This is a genomic window from Deinococcus psychrotolerans, assembly GCF_003860465.1.
GTDB lineage: Bacteria > Deinococcota > Deinococci > Deinococcales > Deinococcaceae > Deinococcus > Deinococcus psychrotolerans.
The window spans coordinates 320,817-345,190 of the sequence record NZ_CP034184.1; the positions used below are offsets into that span (position 1 = coordinate 320,817).

Here is a 24,374-nt window from a genome sequence, read left to right on the forward strand (position 1 = left end):
TAGCCGCGCGTGGGTCATCAGGGCGGCCAGCGCACCTAGGCCAGCACCGGGGGAGAGGAAGGTGGAGCGCGAACAGTTTCTGCAGGTCTGAGACAGAAGGCTGGGCGCAAACTGCTCTACCACCGTCAGCTCGCGTCCTTATACCTTGAACCTCCGCTGGAACTCGGTGAGATCGTCCATCACCGTGATGGCGACTCCACCAACAACACCAGGGATAACATGATGGTCTTGCCCAGTCAGCGCTACCACGCCCACTGCGTTTTCAACATCAAAGCCGACCTGTAATAGGGGTCACGCGTGCAGGGACAGAATCTCTCGGTCAGCCTGGGTGGGGGCTATGGTCGCAGCCACAGCCAGACGAGGGACGGCGCTGCTTGCGGGGCTGCTTGCGCGACGTCGGTGGTGCGCATGGCGGCTGAGTGGACATTTCGGCGCAGACGCCGCCTCTCTCATCCCTCCAAAGCACCTTCAGCGGCGCTGAGATTTATTTCAAGAAGATCGATTCGAGACCGCTTTCCTGTTGCTGGGAGCCTGCAGCGTCAGGGAACGTCCATTCTGTTGTTCACATTCCAGCGCCAGATGCGGGTAGCGCTGAGCAATGGCCTGATAGACCCGCTCCTTGAGTCGCTGCCGGGCTTCCCGGGTCTCCGGGAGTTGCACAAGACGCGCGTGCAAATCTTGATATTCAGGCGTCTGCTGGCTGGAAAGGAGGTAATGGACGCTCACTCGGTCGAGATCGTTTGCTGGGCTGTCTACCCTGACTGGCTTGACCGGGCGCTTCTGCGCCATTGCCCAGACACTGTGGTGTTCGCAGGCTCGTTCGATGAGTTCCGGCAGCGTGAGACGCTGAAGATGGGTGGTGAACGCTTCGACCTCTTGCATGACTTGACTTGGCGCGGGCACGGCAAGTTCCGGCATGATCTGGCCACTCGCCGCCTGGTGCCTTTGCCGCCGAGCCTGCATTTGGGCAAAGTCTGCCGTTCGTTCTGCGGCTTCGACGCGCTCAAGCAGGTACAGCCGTAATGGAGCGCGCTGAAGGTGATACGCCGGCGGCGGCTGCTCGTCAGGTTTGCCGAGCAACTCGCGGGCCATCTTCTCGTTCCAACCACGGTCGCGCAGCATCGTCTGAGTAATCAGCGTCCGGGCAACGCTCTTAGAAGGCTGATCACCCACCTGTTCGGGTTGCGCTTTATCGTCCATCACTTCAGTGTAAAGGCCGAGCGTCCACTGACAGGGAACCGACGGTGCCGCTGAGTACTGATCAAATCATAGCGCAACAATGTCCTGCTCATCACGGGCGAGACGGGTAGCGTGGCCATGCTGCGTGAGGTGCTCAGGGCCAAGCCCGATCTGACCCGCACCAACCGCTACGGCGGCATCGCCCTGATCCCCGCTGCCGACCGGGGCCACCTGCCGTACGTGCACGAGTTGCTGGCCACCACCAAGATCAATGTGAACCATGTCAACAATCTGGGCTGGACGGCCTTGCTGGAAGCCGTGATTTTGGGCGACGGTGGTTCCACCCACACCGAAATCGTGCGCGAACTCCTTCCGCACGGCGCAGACCGCAGCTTGGGCGACAAGAACGGCGTGACACCGCTTCAACATGCCCATCAGCTCGGCTACACCACGATGGTGAGACTGCTTGAGGCACCCGCCGGAAGGAAGTGAGCTGAGCAAATACTGGAGTTGACCCAGTTTTACGGTTCTTCAACTGATTTGATACCGCTGACATCCTCAGGCGGCGCGTAGGCTGCTTTCGTCCAAGCGCTACGTTGCTAGTGATTTTTTGAATCCAAAGCAAGCTGGCCGCAATACCGCTCCGGCTCAGCAATCCGCAGCTTGGTGCTGAGATCTGTGGCAACGCCATCGGTGAAGGCGGCTTCTCCACACGCCTCAACCTTTTCGCGCCAACGTTGGATCAGGCTGGGCACCAACTATGTTTCCGACCAGATTGAGCAGTCGTTTGCCGCCCGAAATTGACTTGGTTGACGACCTGAAGCTTGAATTCACGGCTGTGATTGCGTCCTGGCATGGATGCTCCTTCACGCTGTGGCCAGCTCAGCGGCTGATCAGAAAGAAGTGGTCTGGCCGTTGATCCTTTCTGAATGTCCGCCCACCTATGATTGAACAAGTCACGCTCCACTACGCTTGAACCATGAAAGGTCTTGCTCTGGCTGCCGCGCTATGTTCAAGCATGGCCCTCTCCGCTCCCATACTGGACTTTAACGCCAACACGCCGTCCTGGTCCGTCCTAAACGACACCGTGATGGGCGGAGTCTCCAGCAGCCAGGTGCAGATTAAAGACGGGGTTCTTGAGTTCACGGGTCAGGTGCGTTTGGAAAACAACGGCGGATTTGCAGGCGTTCGGTCCAGTCCGGGCCGGTTTGACCTGAGTGGATTCTCGGCCTTGAGACTACGGGTCAAGGGCGACGGAAAGCGGTATCTGTTCCAGCTCGGGACCAACGCCCGCAACGGCGTGACGTACCGCGCCGAATTTGACACGGTTGCTGGACAATGGACCATTGTGACTATTCCACTCGCTTCTCTGCGGCCCACCCGTTTCGGTCAGCGACTGGCAGAACCCGCGCTTGATCCCAGCAATGTCGTTTTCTTCGGGTTCATGATCGCCAACAGCCGCGCCGAACAGTTCGCGCTCGAGGTGGACTGGATTGAGGGTCAGTGATACAAGCAAACATCACTGGCCCTAACGTTTGTGTTCGGGCGGCAGCGTTGAGGTACGGATAGACCGTCTCCCGGCCGATGCCAAAATCCCTGTTGAGGCTGGCTTTCGACTCGCCCTTCTCCACACGCTGCCGCAGGTCACCAACCTGAATGGTGCCTAGGGTCTTGTTGCGTCCCTTGTACACGCCCCCGCCAAGAACGCCAGGGCCAAGCCTTTCCAGACCAAGCAGCAGAGCTGGCGCTGCAGCTCAGTCCCATTCTTATTCCTTCTGAGGGCACTGCCTCCGAGTGAATTGATCGAGATAATTTGAGTGACAAACACTGCCCAGGCATGCTTCACTGATTAAAGATGACAACCTTGGCTGGCAAAGTGGTGTTCGTGACGGGCGCGTCCCGTGGTATTGGAGCAGTAACGACCAGAATCCTCCTCGAAGCGGGTGCATCGGTGGTGGCCCATTTTGGACGTACCGGTCAGGGCACTGAGATGCTACTGGAGACCTTCGGCCCAGACCGGATGCATCCCGTGCATGGAGATCTAGCCCGTGTGGGTGAGGCAACCCGGCTCTTCCAAGAAGCCGTGGCCTGGAAAGGTCGGGTGGATGTACTGGTGAATAATGCCGGGATCGCGCCCCCACTAAACATCGATGCGCCGCTGGACAAGTGGTCTGAGGTTTGGGCTGAAACTCTGCACGTCAACCTGCTTAGCGTCGCGGAGAGCTGCCGCGCCGCTCTCCTACATTACGGCGAGCACGGCGGCGGGATCATCATCAACATCGCCAGCCGGTCAGCCTTTCGGGGCGACAACCCTGACGCAATGCACTACGCCGCCTCCAAAGGAGCCGTCATCACCCTGACCAAATCGATTGCGCGGGGCTTTGCTGGCCAGGGTGTCCTGGCGTATTCGGTCGCACCCGGCTGGGTCAAAACTGAGATGGCCGAAGCGTATCTGGCAGAGCACGCAGAGGAATTGCGCCGGGAATTGCCTATGGGGCAGGCCGCGCCACCAGAAGACGTCGCCAACACGGTGGTCTTCTTGGCTTCAGGTATGGTGCCGCACATGACGGGCGCAACTTTGGACATCAACGGTGCGTCCTATGTTCGGTAAATAGGGTGTCTGAATATTCAGGTGTTGCGCCCAGACCTCCTTCAGTACCGAGGAGTGTTCGCTGCACTTTTCTGACCTGCCACGTCTTATCGTTGCCAGTGCGTCGGCACGAAAATATTTGAAAATCAGGCCGGGATAGATCTAGCTGACCAATACATGGAGGGTGTGAAGGAGGTAAGTCTTGAGATGCGGCTATGCGGCTCAGTGCGTTGCAGGATCATGAGCTTCGAACCCCCTGACCCTCAGATGCTGCTCGACCGCTACAACCTGGCACAGGCGAAGGGTCTCCTCTACCGTGCTTACAGCCTGATCATCACCGCCCGCCGCAACGAACCAGCCAGGTACCGGCAGTTGATCTCCTACGTCAAGTTCTTCGGCATGATGGTCACAGTGGAAGGAGATTCGGATTACGGCTTCACCCTGACCCTCGACGGCCCGACGTCTTTGTTCGGCGGCACGACCCGCTACGGGCTGAGCCTGGCTAAGTTTCTACCGGCGCTGCTTCACGTGACCGAGTGGGATTTATCTGCCGCTCTCAAACCCCGTAAAGACTTGGCCTGGGTGGATCCCACCGATACCGAGTGGTCGTTTCAGCTCACCAGCGAGGACGGTTACGTCAGCCACTACCCGCCGCCTAAAGAGTTCGATTCAGCTCTGGAGTCGGGCTTTGCTGACCGCTTTGCCAAACTCAAGTCACCTTGGACACTGGAACGTGAGGTGGATCTGGTGCCGATTCCCGGCGGCGTGATCATTCCAGATTTCCGCTTACTGCACGAAGACGGGCGCAGCGTGCTGCTGGAGATCGTGGGCTACTGGCGGCCTGATTACCTGACCAAGCGGCCAGCGAGCGGCTGAACCTGGAGAAAGCGGGGATCAAGCTGGATTCCTTCGGTGAGCAGGTGATTTCGTTCAAGGGCGTGCTCGATCCCAAACGGGTGCTGGAACTGGCTGAGGTGCTGGCCGTACAACTAACCGAGCGGGCAAAGAAGAAACGGGTCAAAAGTAAATCCCAGTAAACCTGCTGCGCCAAGTTAGTGCTCTTCAAGTGAGCAGGTGGTCAACACGTCTCACGAGAACATCGCTGTGACGGCAAAGCGTCAGTTCCTCTTCGAATCAGTTCCTTAGTTAGGTCTCCAACATAAAATGCTGAGATGTAGCTCACAAGGAGAGGGGTGATTTGAGGCGTGAGAACGACCTTCCAAATTCCAGGGGCCGCAGGCCAGGAAACTTTGACGAGCAGGGCGAGGTATCCCCATTCTGTATGGAGCGCCAGCGTCAAGCAACGCCCAACGCGCTGGCTGTCATTTGCCTGCCGGGCGCACAGGCCAGACCAGCCAGCATCCACTAAACTCTTTCCATGACCACCGCGCCCCAGTCCCTTCAAGTCGCCCCAACGGCGTCTGCGGCTTACCGCGCCACCACCGCGCAGCACCTGATCACCATCGTGCTGGCCTGGTGGCTGCTGGGCGGTCTCTTTCTCGACGGCTGGGCGCACAACCACCTCGGCGAGTCGCTGGAAACCGTTTTCACGCCCTGGCACGCGGTCTTCTACAGCGGCTTCGTGGCAGTGGCAGGTTGGTGTCTGTACCTGGCCTCACGGGGCTGGAAGATGGGTCGGCGCGGTCTGGCCGCCTTTCCCGACGGCTACAGCCTGGCGGCCATTGGCGTGCCGCTGTTCGGTGTGGGAGGGATCGGCGATTTGACCTGGCATACGGTCTTCGGGATTGAGGTAGGCATCGAGGCGCTGCTCTCGCCCACCCACCTGCTGCTGTTCGCGGGCGGCTCGCTGATCCTGGCCTCGCCGCTGAACGCTGCCTGGCAGTCCCCCACTCCCCGCCGTGCGCCGCGTGTTTTGCGCTGGGTGGCGGTGCTGTCGGCCACTTCGGTGCTGGCGATCACCGCTTTTATCCACATGTACATGTGGGGCCTGCTGAGCGTGCCGCAGGGGCTGGGCTGGGTTCAGACGCGCGGCGAACTCAGCGCCGTACTGCTGACCGCTCTGATGCTGGCCGCGCCGGTGTTGCTGCTGCTGCGCCGCTTTGGGCTGCCGTTTGGCGCAATCACCGTGATGTATACCCTCACCAATACCGCGATGGCCCTGATGCTTGCTCCCGGCGACTGGCGCGTGCCCGGCGTGGCATTGGTCTGCGGCCTGCTGGCGGACGTGCTATGCGTGCTGTTGCAACCCTCACCGAAGCGTGTCTGGGCCTTCCGGGCGTTTGCGTTCCTGCTGCCGTTAGCGGTGTGGGTGCCTTACCTGGGCGGCGCAGTGCGGCTGGGCCTGAGCAACCTGAGCCTAGAGCTGTGGCTGGGCGTGGCAGTCATGACTGGACTGGGCGGGCTGGCGCTGTCGGCACTGGTCTTGCCGCCCGCTTTGCCTGCGGCAGCCCTGGAAGACTGAGAAACGCAGCAAAAAACCATTTCAGCCCTTCCTTCAGTGCTCCATCCCCGGCATGTTCATTTCTGGAAACGGTAACACCTTTGCCCCACGTGCCCGCAGTAGCGAGGTCATAAATCGGATCTCGCCGCCCTGAACGACCTGCATCTGACGGGCCAGGTGACGCACCTGGGGCAGCACCCCCGGCTCTAGGGCAGGCGGAATCATTTGCAGCGCCCCCTGATGGTGGCGGGTCATCAGTCGCAGGAACTCGACCTCGGCCCGAGGCACGGACAGGGTCTTGAGCGACTGCAACTCGGCGCCCGAGGCCATGCCCATCATTCGGGCGTGATCGGCGGACACCACGAAGGTATCAGGCTGCTTCCAGAGTCTCAGAAAGCCGCGCATCTGGCGAATCTGCTCTTCCTGCGAGAGCTGAATGTCGAGCGCTGCCGAGCGGATGGTGCGGTCGGTGCTGCGCTGCCGGATCAGCATCGCCATTGTGATGGCCTGGGTGTGGTGGGCGATCATGCCACGCGTAAACGTCACTTCGGGGCTGTCAAAGGCTGGAGCTGGAATGTGTGGAGTCAGCAGAAGAAAGACACCCAGACCCACAGCGAAGAGCAGCAGCGCCAGGGCGGCCAGCCGTTGAGGCTTATAGCTCATGCGTGTCACCCAGCTGCCACTGATTCCCAGTTCCCAAAGAGCTTGATGTGCTGGGGTTGCTGGGGTTGATCTGCATAGCGAGGAGTATATGGAGCAGAACAGAGGGAAGTCCTCTTTCACCTGATGCGGATCAGCGAGCAGCATAGGCGTCCAGATGCTCCTCGGGGCGTTTCTTCAGCTTTGCTCAGCGCGGCAGCTCTCCCAGCACGCACCGTTCGGGCTGACCTAACTGTTGTACCAGCGCTTGGCAACTCGGTTCCTGGCCTCTCCCGGAGGATGGGGCTTCCCTGACCACAATCTGCCTGCTCGGCTCCGCGCCCCTGCGGCTGCCAGGAGACCGGCCCGCGCGAATTGACGCAGGTTGCGCAACGACAATCCTCCAACTTTGAGGAAGGACCGCTTCAGGTGACAACTACTCAGGCCTCCGCCGCTTCAAGGAGTGCGCTCCCGCCGCATGTAACTGAGCCGAAGCACCACGCCAGCCTTGACAGACCCGGCTCGCTCCGTTACGCTTATAACGTAATAGAGCGTTTGATTTCTTTTCCAGACAAGGAGTTCATATGTCCCAGCCCCTCTACCGACACGGCGACGTTTTCCTTCAAGCAGTGCAGCTTCCGAATACCCGCTCACTGCGTCCCACCGGTCATCTGACCCTGGCCCTGGGCGAGGTGACCGGGCATTCGCACCGCCTCAGTGCGCCGGACTCCGCTGTCCTGTACGCTTCCTCCGGGCCGGATCAGTACCTGCATGTTCAGAGCGCACAGGCCACGCTCATTCACGAGGAACACGCGCCCATCGATCTGCCCCAGGGATGGTACCGGGTCTGGCAGCAGCGCGAATACATTCCCGGAAGCGTCCGAACGGTACTGGACTAGTGTTCCGCATTCAGGGAGCAGGGCGGTTTCAACCGTCTGCCCGCCCAGCACAAGAGCGTGCGGCGCTTCCTGTTGGCGGTTCACCGCCCGTGCAAGTCACACCCGCCGAGGCCGTGCGCCTTCTCAAACACCGAACGGCCCCGGACGCCCTGCATGTCACTGGCCCGCTTGACCTCAGCGGCGCGGCGTGGCTGCGCGAACTGCCCCTCTGGCTGCGGTGCAGCGCCCTGATCCTGGATGACTGCCCGCAGCTCAGTGCGCTGCCGCAAGACCTTCAGTGTGATCGCCTGAGTGCCCGGCGCACGCCCGCGCTCACCGAACTGGATGGCCGGATCAGCGTGCGTGAGCGGGCCGATTTCAGTGGCAGCGGCCTGAAGCGGGTGCAGGCAGAACTGCGGGCCAGTCGGCTGAGCTTCGCCGGTTGCCGCGCCCTGACCCAGTTGGAGGGGCAGATCAGCGTCAACACGCTTGATCTGAGCGGCTGCTCCTCGCTGCTGCATCTGGGCGCCGCACTCCATGTGATCCAGACGCTCGAACTGGCGGGCACTTCGCTCGCGTCACTTCCGCCTGGCCTCAGAGCAGGTCTGCGCTGGAGCGGCGTGCCGGTCGACGCCCGCTTCGTGTTACAGCCCGAGGCCCTGACCGGACGTGAGGTGCTGCTGACCCGCAACGTGCAGCGCCGCCGCATTCTGCTGGACCGACTAGGCGTCGAGAAGTTCCTCGCGGACGTCGGCGGGCTGGTGCTCGACCGCGACCGTGATGCGGGCGGTGAACGGCAGCTGGTGCAGGTGCCCTTCGAGGATGATGAACCGCTAGTCGCCGTACTGGTGCGCTGTCCGTCGACCGGGGGGCGCTACACCCTGCGGGTTCCGCCCTTTGTGCGCACCTGCGCCGAGGCCGTGGCCTGGACCGCCAACCTGAACGTCACCGATTACCGACCGCTGCGCGAAGCTTGACACCCGCCGCCGTCAGCCGCAACACTGCATTTCACCACCACTTCATCTCATGGCCCTGTTTTATGGTCCTGAGTTCCTTTTCATGGTCGCCCCAGGAGTTCTGATGAGCCAGCCCAGCATGCAGGTCCAGTCCGCTTTCTCTCCCGCCGCCCTTGTCGATGGCCTCGCCAGTTCCGCCGATCTGCTGTTGCGTTTCCGGCTGCCGCCATCCGCCCAGCGCCGCCGTCCGCTCAATCTCTCACTGGTCATCGACCGCAGCGGCAGTATGGCCGGTCAGCAACTGAAACAGGCCATCCTGGCCGCCAAGCGTGTAGTGGACGACCTCGATGAACACGACCTACTCAGCGTGGTGATCTACGACGACACGGTAGAAACACTGATTGCCCCGACCCACGTCACCGATAAGGCCAGGCTCAAGGGCCAGCTTGACCGTATCCGTGCGGGTGGCCTCACCAATCTGTCGGGCGGCTGGCTGCGGGGCATCGAACTCGTCGAGCAGGGCCGCGCACCGGACATGGTCAACCGCGTGCTGCTGCTCACTGACGGGCAGGCCAATGTCGGCGTCACGGACATCAAGGTGCTGACCAGAACGGCAGCGCAAAAGGCTGAGGCGGGTATCAGCACCACCGCGCTGGGCTTTGGACAGGGCTTCAACGAGGATCTGCTGATCGGGATGGCCCGCGCTGCTGGCGGGAATTTTTACTTCATTCAGTCCATTGACGACGCCGCCGAGGTCTTCGGCATCGAGTTGCAGACGCTCAAAGCGGTGGCGGCGCAGAACCTGACACTCACGCTCGAGCCTGCCGCTGGCGTCGAGATCCGTGATGTCCTGAGCCTGCACCGCCGCCAGACTGCCCCTGGATCCGCCTGGACGCTGGAGCTGGGCGACATCTACGAGGATGAGGATAAGCTGCTGGGTTTACAACTGACCTTGCCTGCACTCACGGCTGGCCTGCATTCGCTGCTCAGGGTCAGCTACCGCGCCGAGGTCGTCCATGACGGCAATCTGGAAACACTGCTTGGTGAGTGGAATGTCCAGGCCACGGCTGCGCCCCTGGGGGCCGAACATGTGGTGAGCGACCTCAGCGTCACGCTTGATCTGGCACGGCTCCGGATTGCCCGCGCTAAGGAGCAAGCGGTGGAATTGGCCGACAAGGGCCAGGCCGCCGAGGCCGTGTCCGCGCTGCGGGACCTGGCCGGGCAACTCAGCGCCGCTGGACTCAATGAACACTTTGAGATTGCCGAGGAGCTCGAGCAGCTCGAGCACTACGCCTCACGCATCTCGGCGCGTCGGCTGGACAACGCCTCGCGCAAGGAACTGCGTGACCAGTCGTTTCAGGGGCGGGGCCGGGGCCGCCAGGATCTGCTGGGGCGCGGGGTGGCTCTGGACACTGCCGTCTTCAATTTGCCGGTGGTTCAGCAGCTTGATCAGAGCGTGGAACTGGTGTGTGTCCGCAGCGGCGGCAAGCTGAGAATCAAAGCGGTGTCTGACGGCTTTGATCCAGACATGAATGTGCAGTTTCCCCGTGCGCTGCGGGCTGAGGGCGCACACTACGCCGTGGATAATCTGGTTCACAGCGCAGACGGCAGTTTTTACCGGGTTGATGGCGCGGTGCGCCGCATCGTGCGCGACGGGGAAGCCGATCCGCTGACCCAGCACTCGGGCAGCAGCCGGTCCAGTGGCGGCGGCGCACGCGCAGTGGCCGCGACCAAAGCGGCCAAGACAGCTGCTGATCTGGACACCACCGACTCTGTGAAAGACGGCGTCTTGCTGCAATGCGTCAAGGAGGGCAGCAAACTGCGTGCCCGCGTCGTTCAGGACGGCTACCATCCCGACTGGAACATGCGCTTCCCGCGCAGTATCCGCGAAGACGGCCTGCTGTATGTTGTCGACGAGGTCAACACGGCACCGGACGGGAAATCCTACATCGCTTCCGGTGCAATCCGGCTTTTCGTTCAGCCGAGCTGAGTGGGTGATTGAAGCCAGGCGGGCGATCAAGTGAGTGATCCGAATACTAAGGACGACCTTTCTGTTCTAACGCTCGTCATTCAACTGCTGGGGTCCCTCGCTTGAGCGCCTGAAAGCGGCGTCACACGACGATCCGGCGGAAGCCGCCCTGCTCATGTGTCGCCGGAAGCTGGCCATACATCCGTTCACGCTTCACCCCCTCCGCCACCTCCTGTCCGAGCTGCTCAGCGCTGCGGTACTCGCTCGGGAGGGGTGTGACCACCACGTCGAACCCACGCTCGGTATCCACATCCTGAAAGCGTACCGAGACATGAAACGTGCCCCCACTGACTTGTGGCGCGACGTCCAGGCTCTCCCTGCCGTCCTGTTGAGCATTGAAAGCTGAGGCGTAAAAAGTGTTGTATGGGTCAAAGCATGCTGCACACGGCCAGTCTGGGCATATGACGTGATCTACCCTGACGCCGAGGCTGACCAGATCTTTCACGCGGGTTTCCAACAGATTGAGGTGGTGTTCCTGGCAGGTGAGGTATTCAGTTGCTTTGGCGTTCAGGGGAATTGCAGCTTTGCGGAATCACGTTAAAGGAATCGGGCGCGAGGTCAGGTCAGATCAGGAGAACCATTTGCAGCAAACAGGCTGGTCGCAGCCCTCCTCCTTTGATTCAGATCAAGGCGACCGCGCGTGCCCACTGCCGGATGCGCAGGCTGTCCTCACGGGCAGCCGTGTAGTTGGCCAGCTTCTCAGCCTGCTCGGTCTCCCCTGCTCCCTTGCGTCGGGCGTTCAGTTCGCTGATTCGCAGGGCCGTCACAATATCGAAGAGCTTGTCCCAAGCATCGTTGGCGGCCTCCACCTCACCGCGCAGCGCCGCCTCGACGCGGGTGATCAGTGCCAGGCGCTGGGCGACTTTGATAGCGTAGCGGTCACGTGCCACGGCAGCGTCCTGTGCAACCTGTTCCTGATTGGCGGCCACCGCGTCACGTTCTGCCGCGTCAATGCCTAGTGCCACCAGCGCGATACGTACCCGACTCCAAGCGTCCGCACCGAGGCACTGGGGAGGTGCGGACTGGCGTGAGGACTTGAGCTGGGTGTTTCGCCCGGCGCTTGGGTATCCAGCAGCACCTGCGTTTCGGTCTGGAGCCGCAGAATCTTCTTGCGGCGGGCGGTGGCAGCGGCGTTCCCACCTTCGCCGAGGGCGAGCTGTTCATCCACGATGGTCAGCAGCTGACGGGCTTCGGTCAAGCGGTCTTGCTGAGCAGCTTCGAGGGCTTCAGTGGCGGCGGTGACGGCGGTGGCCAGGGCGGCCTGGATAATTTCGTTCATAACGTTGTTCTAGCTTCCGTGGGCGAAGGGTTGGTGTGTCGTCCCTGTGCGGCCCGAGTCTGTCCTGGACAACAAAAAACGGTTATGTTGCCTTATCGGCGCGGGGCAAAATCACCTCACCTTCCAGCGAAAATTGGAAGGTGAGGCTCAGCGGTGGCTGACGCGAAGTGGAGCGCGGCAAAGCGGGGACGCGGTGGCAGGCAGCAATCTGACATGGCCTTAAACCAGTCTCACTGTCCAGAAGCAACTTTGCCTCATTGACTAAGCGGATAGCCAATTGGCCAGTACACAAATGGGCGGCGGCGGCGCAGGCTTGAGCCATGTTAAGCAGCCGCCCCTCGCCCTTTGACCGACCTCAGCGCGGGCCATTTTCTGCCAGATTCTGGCTGATCCTGGCCGTGCTGATCCTGTTGGGTGGTCTACTCGGTTTGGCCTGGCGGGTTCCGGCTGACCGATTGGAAGCCCAGAACTCCAACGTGGTGGAGCGCTGCACGACGGCTTTTTCAGCCCATCAGTTCGCGGCGGCTTCCCAGCTGCTGGGCCTGCCAATCATGGAGGGCAGTTTCAAAGTGCTGCCCAGCACCGTGCGGGCCAGCACTGGTCAGGACGGCTCGAAGGTGTGGAAGGCCAGCGTGCCAGCCAACTTGGTGGCAGGTGGCCGCGAGCGTCTGCCAGTCTTCACCTGCCTGGCCTCGGCGCGGGGAGTTTCGTTCCGGCTTCAGCCGACGCCGCCTGCTGCCGGGCCGATTCAGTGACGAGCTGCCTTTGCTTGACGAATCAACAGAAAACTTGCTGATTCAACCAGGACTGGGCCGCACCAATTTAGTGTGCGGCCCAGCCTGCTTTACTCAGAGACCTCCTGCGAAAGTAGGGCTGTAGGCTGGCGGGGATGACAGCATCAAAGTATGAACAGGCCTTGGGGTGGTTGTGTTGCCTTAACTTCAATGCCGGTACGTCAAGAAGACGAAGACGTGCTGGCACGTCCTTTCCTTGGGGAGTGCGTCATCTTGATTTTGACGGCTCGGTGTAAGAGCGCGGTCGTCGTCTAAAGAGCACAAGCGAGGCAATGTCATCGGCAAGGTGCTCCAGATCGTGTGGCAAGCGACCAGTCAGGCTCGAGGCAAAGGTGTCGAGGTGGTCAAGCATCTGGTCGCGGGCCGTTGTGAACAGTGCGGTGCCAAGGTTCATCCTTCAGCTTGACAGTGTCAACACCCCGCCTCGACCCCTTAACTTACCGGCATTGAAGTTAAGGCAACACAACTGCTCGTCGTGGGAGCCGAGCCAGTCCAGATCCTCTACGGGGAACGGACGATCATCACGGCTCCGCTGCGGCTCAAGGTGCTGGTGGCCCCGAGTGGCGAGGCGAGCGTGCGGACGCTAGCGACACTGCGCACCTGGCCGACGCCGCAGTCGCCGCAGGTGCTGTTCCGCTACGGCCAAGAGTGGCGACAACTGATCCGCAAAGATGAGCTGAGTGGGGACATGGTGTTTCTCTTTGAGCAGTTGCTTAAACTGCATGCGAAGCAACTTTGGGCGGCGATGCAACTTGGCCCACAAGGATGAGTGGAGGGAGATCAGATGAGGGCGAAACACGTTGGAACGCTGGGAAGAGACTCGAAAATCAGCTTTTGAGTGGGGGCATTGGCACTCCCACAGTCAATTGCCGCTTACTTTGCAGTGCATACATAACAAGGGAAACGCTACTTTACATTTCGTGACAGTTTCATCAAACAACCCCCATTACACTGAGATCAGTGACGGCACGGCGGATCAGGAGAATAGGCGCTGGAGACGGAAACAGGCTTGTTCCAGCAAAGCTGCTTCCTCACAGCCAGCCTTGGCGAAGCGCCTTGACCGCTGCCTGGGTGCGGTCTGCTGCCTGCAACTTGACCAGCAACTTCTGCACGCACAGTTTAACGGTACTGACGCCGACCCCGAGCTGAGCAGCGATCTCCTTGTTGGGCAGGCCATCAGCAATCAAGCGCAGCACTTCCAGCTCAAGGGGGGGCAGCACGGGGGCCGCGCCCGGCGCACGCATGCCGCCCAACACGTGATGGGCTACCTGCGGGTCGAGGTAGGCACTGCCCGCCGCCGCCGCCCGCACCGCCAGCAGCAGCAGTTCGGGTTTGGCGCTCTTGAGACAGTAAGCCGCCGCCCCAGACGCCAAGGCTGCAAAGACCTCCTGGCGCAGGTCGTGGGCGGTCAGTATCACGATTTGCACCTCCGGCCAGCCGCGCTTGATCTCGGCGGCGGTTTGGATGCCGTCTATGCCGGGCAGGCCAATGTCCACCACTGCCACGTCCACTTCGACCTGGGCCAGGCGCTCTAAGGCTTCCTCGCCGCTGTGGGCCTCGGTGACCACGTGCAGATCGGCTTCCAAGTTGAGGGTGGCCCGCAGGCCGTCTCGGGTGAAGGCGTGGTCTTCCACCAGCAGAATCCGGATCACTCTCTCAGGCATGGCCCTTTCCTCCAGCAACAGGCTCGCCAGCGACGGGCATCATCAGCGTGAAGGGGCTGCGGTCCTTGCTGGTGCGGGTGTAACGGATCTGGCCGCCCTGGGCCTCGGCGATGCGGCGGGTCAGATAGAGTTCCAGCCCGGTGCCGCTGCCCGCGCCGCCACCCAAGAAGCGCTGAAAAAGTTGCGGCTGACGGAACGTCGACACGCCCGGCCCCTCGTCCTGCACACTCAGGCTGGCCTCGTCGTCTTTGGCCAGCGAAACGTGTAGGGTGCTGCTAGTCGGGCTAAGTTTCACCGCATTGTCCAGCAGATTCTGCACGGCGCGTTTGAGGTTGTGGGCCCGTCCCCACAACCTCACAGCCTCCAAATCACGCTCCACGATCAAGTGGCGCTCCTCTATGCCGGGGCGCAATTCTTCTAGCACCCCCTGCAACAGGGCTAGCGCCGTTAGGCACATCGCCCATAGCGTTCCGCTTAGTAACGGCAGCTTAGGCGGTACAAACAGAAGCCGCAGCGATTCTCTCATTTCCTTTTGAGGCTACCTGAAATCAGCGATCCGGCGGTTAGCCAAGTGGCCAATCCGACTGGCCATCAGACGGATAGTCAGCGGGGAGGCGCTAGCTTAGCGTGGGCGGGTATGAATGTCTTCTTGCTCGTGATGGTGGTGCTGCTGTGCGGCTACCTGCTCTACTCGCTGATCCGCCCGGACAAGTTCTGATGCTGGCCGTGATGGCGGGCCTGGCTATTCTGCTGGGCCTTTTTCTATTGTGTGGCCTAGTCATTCTGGCCTTGGACCGGCTCTAAGGATCTTTATGGACATCTTCCTGACATTCGTTCTCGTTTTTCTGCTGGCCTGGCCGATGGGCCTCTATATCTCCCGCTTCATGCGCGGCGAGCGCACCTTCCTCGATTTCCTAAACCCAATAGAGGGGGCTTTTTACCGCCTGATGGGTGTGCGCCTCAACAAGCAGGGCCAGGCGCAGGGCATGGACTGGCGCGGTTACGCCCGCGCGATGCTGTTTTCCAACCTGGTGGTCGGGCTGGTGGCGTACCTGATCTACACCTTGCAGGCCGGGCTGCCGCTCAACCCTGACAAGATCGCCAACATGCCCTGGTATCTGGCGCTCAACACAGCGGCCAGCTTCATCACCAATACCAACTGGCAAAATTATTCGGGCCAGTCGCAACTGAGCTATCTCTCACAGACGGTAGGCATCACCGCCCTCCAGTTCATGACGCCCGCAGCGGGTGGGGCCGTGATGTTCGCTCTGCTGCGCGGGTTGATGGGCGGCGACAAGAACCAGCCCGGCAACCTCGGCAACTACTACGTGGACATCACCCGCATCACCACCCGGCTGCTGGTGCCGCTCTGCTTTATCTCGGCGCTGCTCCTGACTTCTCAGGGCGTGCCCAGCACCTTCAGCGGTGCGAAGACGGCCCAACTGGTGCAGTCTCAGACCATCACGGTAGACAACAAGGCCCAGACCATCACCACCCAGACCATTCCGGTCGGCCCGGTGGCAGCGATGGTAGCTATCAAGCAGCTCGGCACCAACGGCGGCGGCTGGTACGGCCCCAACAGCACGGTGCCGCTGGAAAATCCCACCCCGCTGAGCAACCTGATCGAAACCATCTCGCTGATCCTGATTCCAGTGGCGCTGGTCTTTGCGCTCGGCACCTTCTTACGCCGCCCGCGCTTCGGCGTGATGGTTCTAGGCGTCATGAGCTTGCTCTCCGCTGTGCTGACCTTCAGCGTGATCATGGCCGAGCGTGCTCCCAACACGGCGCTCGCCGGGCTGGCCGCTTCCGGCCCCAATTTGGAAGGCAAGGAAGTGCGCCTAGGCGCAGACGCCACCGCGCTGTGGTCGTCGCTGACCACCAGCACCTCCAACGGCTCGGTCAACGGGATGCACGACAGCTTCACCCCACTGGGCGGCATCGTTCCCCAGATCAACATGTTCCTGAACGACATCTACGGCGGCATCGGTGTGGGCTTCCTCAATATGTTCGTGTTCGTGGTGCTGACCGTCTTTATCGCCGGACTGATGGTGGGGCGTACCCCCGAGCTGTTCGGGCGCAAGATCGAGGTGCGCGAGATGAAAATCGCCGCACTGGTGATCTTGCTCCAGCCGCTGCTGATCTTGGGCCTGACCGCTATCAGCCTGAGCGTGCCAAGTATCACTGCTAACCTCAACCCCGGCTTTCACGGTTTATCTGAAGTCCTCTACGCCTTTAACTCGATGTACGCCAACAACGGCTCGGCCTTCGCCGGACTGGGCACTGGAAACAGCGTCTGGTACAACGTTTCGGGAGCCTGCGAGCTGATTCTGGCCCGCTTCCTTCCGATCTTTGGGCCGCTGGCGATTGCCGGACTGCTCAGCGTCAAGAAGGTCGCTCCCGAAACCAGCGGCACGCTGCGGGTCGACACCCCGATCTTTGCCACCACCCTGCTGACCGTGATGCTGCTGCTGCAACTGCTCAACTTTGGCCCGGCTCTGGTGCTGGGCGGCGTCAGCGAGCAGCTGGTGGGGCAGGCAGCTGCTCGTAAACCGACGGCCAGCTCTCCCGTTCTACCGAACGATTTACAAGCTCAGCTTTCTAGAGGAACGAAATGACCGTCTTGCCTTCCAGCCCCACACCCGACAGCTCCAGCAAGAACCGGCCCAGGAACATCTTCGCTCCCGAGTTCGTGCGTCCGGCCATCGCCGCCTCGTTCACCAAACTCGATCCGCGCAGCGTCATCCGCAATCCGGTGATGTTCGTGGTCGAACTCGGGGCTTTCCTGACCCTCTACATCGCGGTGGCCAACGCCGTCACCGGCAAGACGTTCGGCTATGAGCTGGCAGTGGCCCTGCTGCTGCTGCTCACCGTACTGTTCGCCAACTTCGCCGAAGGGCTGGCCGAGGCGCGGGGCAAAGCCCAGGCCGCCTCGCTACGGGCCGCCCGCGAGGGCACTATCGCCCGTTTGGTCGGCGGTAATCAGGTCAGCAGCGCCGACCTCAAGCGCGGCGACCGGGTGGTAGTGGAAACCGGCGAGTTCATTCCCGGCGACGGCGAGATCGTCGAGGGTATCGCCACGGTGGACGAGAGCGCCATCACCGGCGAGAGCGCCCCAGTCATCCGCGAGGCCGGAACCGATCATAGCGGCGTGACCGGCGGCACCAAGGTGCTGTCTGACCGCATCGTGGTGGAAATCACCTCTCAACCCGGGGAGAGCTTTCTTGATCGGATGATCGCGCTGGTGGAAGGGGCCAGCCGCCAGAAGACCCCCAACGAGATCGCCCTGAGTCTGTTGCTGAGCGCTTTGACGCTGGTGTTCGTCTTCGTGGTGGCGACCCTGCCCGCCCTGAGCGCTTTCGTCGGCACGACAGTTTCCATTACTACGCTGGTGGCGCTGCTGGTCTGTCTGATTCCCACGACGATCGGCGGCCTCCTGCCCGCCATCGGCATCGCAGGAATGGACCGGGCACTGCAAGCCAACGTGATCGCCAAGAGCGGCAAGGCAGTGGAAGTCGCCGGGGACGTGGACATCCTGCTGCTCGACAAGACCGGCACCATCACCATCGGCGATAGGCAGGCGACCCGCTTTCTGCCGCTGCCGGGCGTGGATGAAAAGACGCTGGCCCGCGCCGCCATGCTCTCCTCGTTGGCTGACCCCACCCCGGAAGGCCGCAGCATCGTGGTGTTGGCCCGGCAGCTCGGCGTAGACGTCGAGGCTCCCGAGAGCGCTGAGTTCATTGAGTTCACCGCCCAGACCCGGATGAGCGGCGTGGATTTTCAGGACAGTAATGGGCTGATCAGCATCCGTAAGGGCGCGTCCAGCCGCATCGCCTCGCTGGCCCAGGAACGCGGCGGCAGCGCCCCAGCCGAGTTGCAGGCCCGCGTGGACGAGGTGGCCCGCTCCGGCGCAACCCCGCTGTCGGTCATTCAGGGCAACCAGGTACTGGGCGTGGTGGCGCTGTCCGACATCATCAAGCCCGGTATCCGCGAACGCTTCGATCAATTGCGCCGAATGGGCCTGCGGACCGTGATGATCACCGGCGACAATCCGCTGACCGCCGCCGCGATTGCTGCCGAGGCGGGCGTGGACAGCTTTCTGGCCGAGGCCACCCCCGAAGACAAGCTCCAGATGATCAAAGATGAGCAGCGCAGCGGCAAACTGGTAGCTATGATGGGCGACGGCACCAACGACGCCCCGGCGCTGGCTCAAGCCGACGTGGGCCTGGCCATGAACTCCGGCACGCAGGCCGCCAAGGAAGCCGGCAACATGGTCGACCTTGATTCCGATCCCACTAAGCTGCTGGAAGTCGTCGAGATCGGTAAGCAGTTGTTGATCACGCGCGGGGCGCTCACCACTTTTAGTATCGCCAACGATGTGGCCAAGTACTTCGCCATTCTGCCCGCCCTGTTCGTGGCGGCCTTCCCGGCCCTAGGCGTGCTCAACGTGATGCAGCTCACCAGCAGCCGCAGCGCCATCCTCAGCGCCGTGATCTTCAACGCGCTCGTGATTCCGGCGCTGATCCCGCTGGCCCTGCGCGGCGTCAAGTACACCCCTGGCAGCGCCGACGCCATGTTGGGCCGCAACCTGCTGATTTACGGCTTGGGCGGCATCGTACTGCCGTTTATCGGCATTAAAATCATCGACGTGCTGCTGACTCTGGCGCACCTGAGCTGAACAAAGGACTATTGCTGATGACCACTCCCCCCATCCCCGAACCCGACCAGCTCGCCCCAGACCTCGACTCGCGCGGCGGCAACCCGCTCACCTGGATCAGCTTCGCCATCCTGACCTTTCTGCTGGCTGGGCTGCTCTACCCGGCAGTGACTACCCTGATCGCCGGGGCCATCTTTCCCGCGCAGGCCAACGGCAGCCTGATCACCGTGAACGGCAAGGTGGTCGGCAGCGCCCTAGTTGGGCAGACCTTCAGCGGCGATCAGTACTTCATTGGGCGGCCCAGTGCGGCAGGCAACGGCTACGACCCCACCAGCGCCAGCGGCAGTAACTTGGCCAGCAGCAACCCGGCGCTCCGGACGCGGGTACAGGCCGACTCGGCGGCAATTGCCAAACGTGAGGGCGTGAGCGCTGCCCAAATCCCCGCTGATCTGGTCACGGCCTCGGGCAGCGGCCTGGACCCACACATCAGCCCCGCCGGAGCTGCGATTCAGGTGGCTCGGGTGGCGCGGGTCCGTAACTTGGGTGAAGAAAAAGTGCGCGAACTGGTCAGTGCCGCCACCGAGAAGGGCGTGCTGGGGCTGGGCGAATCCGGCGTCAACGTGCTGAAACTCAATCTGGCGCTGGATGCGGCGGCCCCCACAGCCGGGCGGTAAGGCGGTGCCGGATGCCGAGTCTCCTTCTGAGCGCTCCCCACAGCCGCTGACCCTTCCCGGTCAGTCGGGCGGGTCAGCCGCTCCTGTGCGCGGCGTCCACAAGGTCTTTATCGGCATGGCGGCGGGCGTCGGTAAGACTTACCGCGCCCTCAGCGAACTGCGCGAGCGGCTGGGCAGGGGCGAGGACGCCCTGATCGGTATCGTGGAAACCCACGGACGCCCCGAGACTATCCGCGCTGCCGAGGGGCTGCCGCTGTTTCCCCGCCGGGTGATCCTTCACGGCGGCACCGAACTGAGCGAGCTGGACGTGCCGGGTCTGCTGGCCCGCCGCCCCGAAGTGGTGCTGGTCGACGAGCTGGCCCACACCAACGCCCCCGGCAGCGAGCGCCAGAAACGCTGGCAAGACGTCGAAGTGCTGCTGGCGGCGGGCATCACCGTGCTGTCTACCGTCAACGTGCAGCATCTGGAATCGCTCAACGATACCGTGGCCCGGCTGACCGGCGTGCGGGTACGCGAGCGGATTCCCGACGCCGTGCTGAGTGAAGCCACCGAACTGGTGCTGGTCGATTTGACGCCGCACGATCTCCGCGCCCGGATGAAGGCTGGTCACGTCTACGGCCCCGAAAAAGTGGATCAAGCGCTGGGCAATTTCTTTACCTCACCCAACTTGATGGCGCTGCGCGAAATCGCTCTGCGGCAAGTGGCGAGCGTGGTGGAGCAGGCCGCCCCTACCGGCAGCCCCGGCGTTCACGAAATCGTCGTCGTCGCCATTGCCGCCGAGGAAAGTGCTGGGCGCTTGATTCGCCGGGGCGGTCAACTGGCCGCCCGGCTGCACGGTGCGCTGCATGTGGTCACCATTCGCGGCCCGCGCATCACGGCTGAGCAGTCGCGTCTGCTCGACATCTACCGCGCCCTGACGGGAGCGCTGGGCGGCCAATTTGAAGTGCTGGGCGGCGAGAGCGGGGTGGCTGCCGCGTTGATCGACTATGTCGGGCGCTCGCGGGCCACCCAAGTCTTCATGGGCGAAACCAGCCGCTCACGCTGGGCCGAACTCTGGCGCGGCGATTTGATCAAACAAGTTCTGCGCGGCACGCGGGGTGTGGATGTGCATGTGATCAGCCGGGATTAAGGACAGAGTGGTGGACGCGGTGCTGACCCTCGAAGAAATTGGGGACTACCTCAACCACCTCGCTCAGCCCCGTGAGAACAAGCCCAGCGAAAGGAAGACGTGAGCACAAACAGGACTGTGCCGGTGGTAATCGTGAATTATGACGCGGACTTTCCCTGGCGAGTCTTCGCGCTGCGTGCGCTGCTGTTGCTGCTGGACTTTGTCTTTCGCAGGACGCGGTGGGCTGCATATGCCTTTTTGATTCTGGGGATGGCGTGCATGGGTGTCGCAGCGCTGCTGTGGGCTGTACAGGCATGATCGGCGAAGGAGAGAAGTGAACACGCTGCTTTCGTCATGTGTGAGCCGGGCGCTGACCGTACTGGGGATAGGGGTGTACGTGGCCGTCGCCGTGACTGAATGGCAACTGGGCAGTGCCTACCATACCGGTCTGGCCCTGACGCTCGCAGGTCTGTTGTTCTTCACCGGGCGGGCGCGTTTGGGTGGGCTTGGCGCTGATGCTTGGCGCAGTGCTGCTCTAGCGTTTGCCGTGAATCGCTAGGCCTGACGCTACTGGGCAAGCAGAAGTGAAGCCGTCTTTTACATGGCTGCTGCTGGCACTGCTCTTCGTCTTGGGGCTCAGTGGAATCGACCTTAGACGGAGACAGCAGCACGGCAACACAAGCACCGCGCCTCCTTGTGTTGTCGTGCTTGTGTTGGACGATTTTCCAGACAATGAGGCGGCGAAGCTGAGCGCTCAACTTCTTAATCGTCTGATCAGCATCGGTGAGATCGCTCGGATAGCCAGGGCGATTCATCTCGACAGCTTAATTCCCTGAGCCTCAGACAGCCTCTTACTTCCCAAAGACGATAGCGAGCGTGACGAACGAGAACAGCAGCGACCAGAGGATCAGGACCGACCGGGTCACTCCCATACGGATCAGCAGATAGGTTTCTACAATCAGTTGCCAGAAAGCAGGCGGTTTGGGAGTGGAACGCATGCTCCAGATCATGATCCGAAGACGTGTGGGCCACACCTGGTCAGGTGGCTACCTGAGCTGGTCAGAAGGCTAGTAGCCGACTCCGGTGGGCCTCCTCCAGAATGACGCGCATGGGTCAAGCTTGACTTCCCTGCATTTCACTCGGCTCACCTGGCTTTCCTGGTCCGGCCTTCCTCAGCAGGTTTACAGGTGATGACGCGCCGTCTGCGCCTGACAACCCGCTATCCCGCCCAACTGCTGATCGTCGGAGTGATCCTTTTACTGATCGTCGGCACACTGGGGCTTCTTTCCCCCGCCGCGCACCGCGGGCCGCTCAGCTGGGTAGACGCGCTGCTGCTGGCCACCAGCGCTGTGGCCACCACCGGCCTGAGCAGCGTCAACGTGGCCGAAGTGCTCACGCCCGCTGGGCAACTCTGGCTGACCCTGCTGATCGAGCTGGGCGCATTGGCCCTGCTGGTACTGGGCTTCGGCTTCGTGGGACTGGGTCGGCAGGGCCTGGTGGGGCGGCTGGGCATTTCGGCAGACCTGGGGATGGGCGCGGGGCAAGACTTCCGGGGCCTGATCCGGCGTGTGGTGCTGCTCACACTCGGTATTCAATTTGCGGGCGTGGTGCTGCTGCTGCCCAATATGGTGCAGCTCGAAGGCTTGGTACGCGGCCTGCGGTACGCCCTGATGCACGCAGTGATGGCCTTTGGCAATGCCGGTTTCGGAATGTGGCCAGACGGTGCGGCCCGCCTCAATGCCTTCTCGCTGTTCATTATTATGGCGCTGGTTGTCCTAGGCGGCACCGGCTTCGTGGCTCTTGACGAGATCGAGCGGCATCTGCGGGGCCGCTTTGAGCGCCGCCTGCGACCCCCTCCCCTCTCGATCCAGACTCGCGTGGCTCTGAAGATGACGGCGGCACTCCTGGTGGGCGGCGCGGTGCTATTCGTTGTGCTGGAATGGCAGAGGCCAGGCACGCTCGGTCTGCTCCCCATTCCCGACAAACTGCTTCAAGCCACTTTTCAGAGCACGGTGAGTCGTTCGGCGGGATTTGCCACGCTGGATTACGGCAAATTCTCCGAGCCGACGCTGCTGCTGATCATGGCGCTGATGTTTGTGGGCGGCAGCCCTGGCTCCACGGCGGGCGGCATCAAGACCACCACGGCTGCCGTGCTGCTGGCGGCCACGCGTGCAGTGCTGCGCCAAGAGCGCGATCCCCATCTGGCAGGCCGCCGCATTCCCCCGGCCACCCTGATGCGGGCGCTGACCGTGGTGACGCTGGCCCTGCTGGCGGTGGTTACCGGCACCCTGGCGCTGATGTTCACCGATTCGGCACAACCTTCTCTGGCCTTGGCCTTCGAGGCGCTCAGCGCCTTCACCACGTCCGGTCTCAGCGTCAATCTGACACCGCACCTCTCGCCGGTCGGGAAGCTGGTGCTGGTCGTGCTGATGTTCCTGGGCCGAGTGGGTTTTCTATCACTGCTGCTGGCCTTTCGCCCGGCCAGGTCGCTTGCAGTACAGTTGCCGGAAACGCACGAACTGACGGTGGGCTGATCGCTCGAAGCGTCACCATTTTCTGCTGAGGGTATCCTGCCCCCCTGGCCAATTGGCCGCGGTGACCGACCAAAAGACCAGTACACCCGGCGGTCACAGCGGCCCAGAGTATCTATATGGCTCTGCTTCCCTCGCTGATAATCCTCGTCGTGATGACGCTCGCAGCCCTGGTCTGCTCGGTTCGCGATGATGGTGCCTGGCTCTTCGCTCTATTCATCCTGGTCGCCCTGCTGGTTGCCGCGACATTGCGCAAGGCCCTTGCCTTCCGAGCGACCATCTGGCAGGTGCGATCACCTCGGATCCTTGTCCTGCATATTCAAAAACATGGCAGGTGAGGTGAGTTGACTGCGACTCAGCAATGGGGTTACCTGGCGCTTGGTACGGGCACGGGACTGCTGTTCAAAGCCGTCGGCGCATTTATCTGGCCGACGCAGAGTAGTCCCTGGTTTCTTCTCGCTGCGTCCCTGGTCTGCCTCTCCACCGGCTTGTACCTGTTTCGCTGCAATAGATCGGCGTGAGGATGGCTGGGCGTGGCCACTCTCCGAAGACGAGGTGCTCTCGCGACTGCTGGCACTGAATCTGGAGCGGGCTGCACGCCACTCAGTCGCCAGCTAAATCAAGGCGCGACATCAGGCCAGGCGGGCTGATGTCGCGGGCCGCTATCCTAGGCACATGCCCACTGCTGTCTCACTCCCGCCTGCCCGCCTCCTGCTGATTCGCCTTCAGCTTATCTGCGTGGATGGACCACCCCTCAATGGGATCAATTCTAGGATTTTGCAGGAAACGTCGTCCCTGACGCTCACGGCTTTGAGCGTACCGGGCTTTTGAGCGTCATCCACTCACCCAGTCAGGTAAGGAGCAATGCTGGTTGCGAAGGCAGCCAGCCACCAGCTAAGCGCAGGTATCTGCATTGCGAACGTCATTCCAGAACAAATCATTCAGGAAAGGTCTGATGGGTTGGTAAAGTTGGGGGACGTCTCCGAAGGCATTTTCCG

General features: G+C 62.0%; 29 protein-coding genes and 1 pseudogene. 21 read left to right on the plus strand and 9 right to left on the minus strand.

All coding sequences use genetic code 11. The annotated features are described in order from the left end of the window. Positions 1-156 precede the first annotated feature (156 nt). Positions 157-285, plus strand: coding sequence for an HNH endonuclease (locus tag EHF33_RS21955; protein WP_420889974.1), 129 nt, complete (start codon positions 157-159; stop codon positions 283-285). A 204-nt stretch (positions 286-489) separates the two neighbouring features. Here the strand turns inward: EHF33_RS21955 and EHF33_RS15220 are convergent, their stop codons facing one another. Beyond that, the gene (locus EHF33_RS15220; RefSeq protein WP_124873696.1) at positions 490-1,200 is read right to left on the minus strand and encodes a hypothetical protein; all 711 of its coding nucleotides are present in this window, start codon (positions 1,198-1,200) and stop codon (positions 490-492) included. Positions 1,201-1,317: 117 nt separating this feature from the next. Here EHF33_RS15220 and EHF33_RS15225 point away from each other — a divergent pair, with 117 nt between their 5' ends. Beyond that, a complete protein-coding gene (locus tag EHF33_RS15225; RefSeq protein WP_124874080.1) occupies positions 1,318-1,671 on the plus strand; it encodes an ankyrin repeat domain-containing protein in 354 nt (117 codons plus the stop codon). 487 nt (positions 1,672-2,158) lie between these two features. Continuing rightward, positions 2,159-2,686 carry a CIA30 family protein gene (locus EHF33_RS15230; protein ID WP_124873698.1) on the plus strand — a complete coding sequence of 176 codons (528 nt, stop codon included), beginning with the start codon at positions 2,159-2,161 and terminating at the stop codon, positions 2,684-2,686. On the opposite strand, the gene EHF33_RS21785 is transcribed toward EHF33_RS15230, so the two are convergent. Then, the gene (locus EHF33_RS21785; RefSeq protein ID WP_338135039.1) at positions 2,622-2,870 is read right to left on the minus strand and encodes a hypothetical protein; all 249 of its coding nucleotides are present in this window, start codon (positions 2,868-2,870) and stop codon (positions 2,622-2,624) included. The genes EHF33_RS15230 and EHF33_RS21785 overlap by 65 nt on opposite strands. Positions 2,871-3,034: 164 nt before the next feature. Here EHF33_RS21785 and EHF33_RS15240 point away from each other — a divergent pair, with 164 nt between their 5' ends. From EHF33_RS15240 to EHF33_RS15250, 3 genes and pseudogenes are all read left to right on the plus strand, one after another. Further along, positions 3,035-3,790, plus strand: a complete 756-nt coding sequence (locus EHF33_RS15240) for an SDR family NAD(P)-dependent oxidoreductase (protein WP_124873700.1) — start codon at positions 3,035-3,037, stop codon at positions 3,788-3,790. Positions 3,791-4,006: 216 nt separating this feature from the next. Beyond that, positions 4,007-4,806, plus strand: a pseudogene (locus EHF33_RS15245) (DUF790 family protein); the annotation flags it as partial. Positions 4,807-5,147: 341 nt separating this feature from the next. Next, on the plus strand, positions 5,148-6,191 hold the full coding sequence (locus tag EHF33_RS15250) for a hypothetical protein (RefSeq protein WP_124873702.1): 1,044 nt from the start codon (positions 5,148-5,150) through the stop codon (positions 6,189-6,191). 33 nt (positions 6,192-6,224) lie between these two features. On the opposite strand, the gene EHF33_RS15255 is transcribed toward EHF33_RS15250, so the two are convergent. Continuing rightward, on the minus strand, positions 6,225-6,833 hold the full coding sequence (locus EHF33_RS15255; protein ID WP_124873704.1) for a DUF305 domain-containing protein: 609 nt from the start codon (positions 6,831-6,833) through the stop codon (positions 6,225-6,227). Positions 6,834-7,393: 560 nt separating this feature from the next. Between EHF33_RS15255 and EHF33_RS15260 the strand changes: the two genes are divergently transcribed. The 3 genes from EHF33_RS15260 (at position 7,394) to EHF33_RS15270 (ending at position 10,633) form a co-directional block, all read left to right on the plus strand. Further along, entirely contained in the window at positions 7,394-7,708 is a 315-nt protein-coding gene (locus tag EHF33_RS15260) for a hypothetical protein (protein WP_124873706.1), read from the plus strand. Between the two features lie 89 nt (positions 7,709-7,797). Next, a complete protein-coding gene (locus EHF33_RS15265; protein WP_124873708.1) occupies positions 7,798-8,664 on the plus strand; it encodes a DUF6745 domain-containing protein in 867 nt (288 codons plus the stop codon). 103 nt (positions 8,665-8,767) lie between these two features. Further along, positions 8,768-10,633, plus strand: coding sequence for a vWA domain-containing protein (locus EHF33_RS15270; protein WP_241191338.1), 1,866 nt, complete (start codon positions 8,768-8,770; stop codon positions 10,631-10,633). 121 nt (positions 10,634-10,754) lie between these two features. Here the strand turns inward: EHF33_RS15270 and EHF33_RS15275 are convergent, their stop codons facing one another. From EHF33_RS15275 to EHF33_RS15285, 3 genes are all read right to left on the minus strand, one after another. Beyond that, a complete protein-coding gene (locus EHF33_RS15275; protein ID WP_124873710.1) occupies positions 10,755-11,117 on the minus strand; it encodes a hypothetical protein in 363 nt (120 codons plus the stop codon). 175 nt (positions 11,118-11,292) lie between these two features. Beyond that, entirely contained in the window at positions 11,293-11,637 is a 345-nt protein-coding gene (locus EHF33_RS15280) for a hypothetical protein (RefSeq protein ID WP_124873712.1), read from the minus strand. Continuing rightward, the gene (locus EHF33_RS15285) at positions 11,628-11,951 is read right to left on the minus strand and encodes a hypothetical protein (RefSeq protein WP_124873714.1); all 324 of its coding nucleotides are present in this window, start codon (positions 11,949-11,951) and stop codon (positions 11,628-11,630) included. Before EHF33_RS15285 ends, EHF33_RS15280 begins: the two co-directional genes overlap by 10 nt. 320 nt (positions 11,952-12,271) lie before the next feature. Here EHF33_RS15285 and EHF33_RS15290 point away from each other — a divergent pair, with 320 nt between their 5' ends. Both EHF33_RS15290 and EHF33_RS15295 read left to right on the plus strand, forming a co-directional pair. Beyond that, the gene (locus EHF33_RS15290; RefSeq protein ID WP_124873716.1) at positions 12,272-12,706 is read left to right on the plus strand and encodes a hypothetical protein; all 435 of its coding nucleotides are present in this window, start codon (positions 12,272-12,274) and stop codon (positions 12,704-12,706) included. A 514-nt stretch (positions 12,707-13,220) separates the two neighbouring features. Next, positions 13,221-13,514 (plus strand): hypothetical protein, encoded by a 294-nt coding sequence (locus EHF33_RS15295; protein WP_124873718.1) that lies wholly within the window; start codon positions 13,221-13,223, stop codon positions 13,512-13,514. Between the two features lie 262 nt (positions 13,515-13,776). Here the strand turns inward: EHF33_RS15295 and EHF33_RS15300 are convergent, their stop codons facing one another. Both EHF33_RS15300 and EHF33_RS15305 read right to left on the minus strand, forming a co-directional pair. Beyond that, a complete protein-coding gene (locus EHF33_RS15300; protein ID WP_124873720.1) occupies positions 13,777-14,409 on the minus strand; it encodes a response regulator transcription factor in 633 nt (210 codons plus the stop codon). Continuing rightward, entirely contained in the window at positions 14,402-14,833 is a 432-nt protein-coding gene (locus EHF33_RS15305) for a sensor histidine kinase (protein WP_164473553.1), read from the minus strand. The genes EHF33_RS15300 and EHF33_RS15305 overlap by 8 nt, the downstream gene beginning before the upstream one ends. Positions 14,834-14,941: 108 nt before the next feature. On the opposite strand from EHF33_RS15305, the gene kdpF reads away from it, so the two are divergent. The 8 genes from kdpF to EHF33_RS15345 all read left to right on the plus strand — a co-directional run bounded on the left by kdpF (position 14,942) and on the right by EHF33_RS15345 (position 21,681). Continuing rightward, positions 14,942-15,127: a K(+)-transporting ATPase subunit F gene (gene kdpF / locus EHF33_RS21345; protein ID WP_206431634.1), complete on the plus strand. Its 186-nt coding sequence runs from the start codon at positions 14,942-14,944 to the stop codon at positions 15,125-15,127. Between the two features lie 94 nt (positions 15,128-15,221). Further along, positions 15,222-17,024, plus strand: a complete 1,803-nt coding sequence (gene kdpA / locus EHF33_RS15315; RefSeq protein WP_124873724.1) for a potassium-transporting ATPase subunit KdpA — start codon at positions 15,222-15,224, stop codon at positions 17,022-17,024. After that, positions 17,021-19,084, plus strand: a complete 2,064-nt coding sequence (gene kdpB / locus EHF33_RS15320; protein WP_124873726.1) for a potassium-transporting ATPase subunit KdpB — start codon at positions 17,021-17,023, stop codon at positions 19,082-19,084. The genes kdpA and kdpB overlap by 4 nt, the downstream gene beginning before the upstream one ends. Positions 19,085-19,101: 17 nt before the next feature. Continuing rightward, positions 19,102-19,737, plus strand: a complete 636-nt coding sequence (gene kdpC / locus EHF33_RS15325) for a potassium-transporting ATPase subunit KdpC (protein ID WP_124873728.1) — start codon at positions 19,102-19,104, stop codon at positions 19,735-19,737. Then, on the plus strand, positions 19,709-20,866 hold the full coding sequence (locus tag EHF33_RS15330; protein WP_124873730.1) for a sensor histidine kinase KdpD: 1,158 nt from the start codon (positions 19,709-19,711) through the stop codon (positions 20,864-20,866). The genes kdpC and EHF33_RS15330 overlap by 29 nt, the downstream gene beginning before the upstream one ends. Before the next feature lie 99 nt (positions 20,867-20,965). Next, positions 20,966-21,163, plus strand: coding sequence for a hypothetical protein (locus tag EHF33_RS15335; protein WP_124873732.1), 198 nt, complete (start codon positions 20,966-20,968; stop codon positions 21,161-21,163). Positions 21,164-21,179: 16 nt separating this feature from the next. After that, the gene (locus EHF33_RS15340) at positions 21,180-21,404 is read left to right on the plus strand and encodes a hypothetical protein (protein WP_124873734.1); all 225 of its coding nucleotides are present in this window, start codon (positions 21,180-21,182) and stop codon (positions 21,402-21,404) included. A gap of 25 nt (positions 21,405-21,429) precedes the next feature. Continuing rightward, positions 21,430-21,681 (plus strand): hypothetical protein, encoded by a 252-nt coding sequence (locus EHF33_RS15345; RefSeq protein WP_124873736.1) that lies wholly within the window; start codon positions 21,430-21,432, stop codon positions 21,679-21,681. A gap of 15 nt (positions 21,682-21,696) precedes the next feature. Here the strand turns inward: EHF33_RS15345 and EHF33_RS21185 are convergent, their stop codons facing one another. Continuing rightward, complete coding sequence (locus EHF33_RS21185; protein ID WP_164473554.1) at positions 21,697-21,843, minus strand: hypothetical protein; 147 nt, start codon at positions 21,841-21,843, stop codon at positions 21,697-21,699. A gap of 192 nt (positions 21,844-22,035) precedes the next feature. Here EHF33_RS21185 and EHF33_RS15350 point away from each other — a divergent pair, with 192 nt between their 5' ends. Next, positions 22,036-23,379, plus strand: a complete 1,344-nt coding sequence (locus EHF33_RS15350; protein WP_124873738.1) for a TrkH family potassium uptake protein — start codon at positions 22,036-22,038, stop codon at positions 23,377-23,379. A gap of 116 nt (positions 23,380-23,495) precedes the next feature. Next, the gene (locus EHF33_RS15355; protein ID WP_124873740.1) at positions 23,496-23,714 is read left to right on the plus strand and encodes a hypothetical protein; all 219 of its coding nucleotides are present in this window, start codon (positions 23,496-23,498) and stop codon (positions 23,712-23,714) included. Positions 23,715-24,374 lie beyond the last annotated feature (660 nt).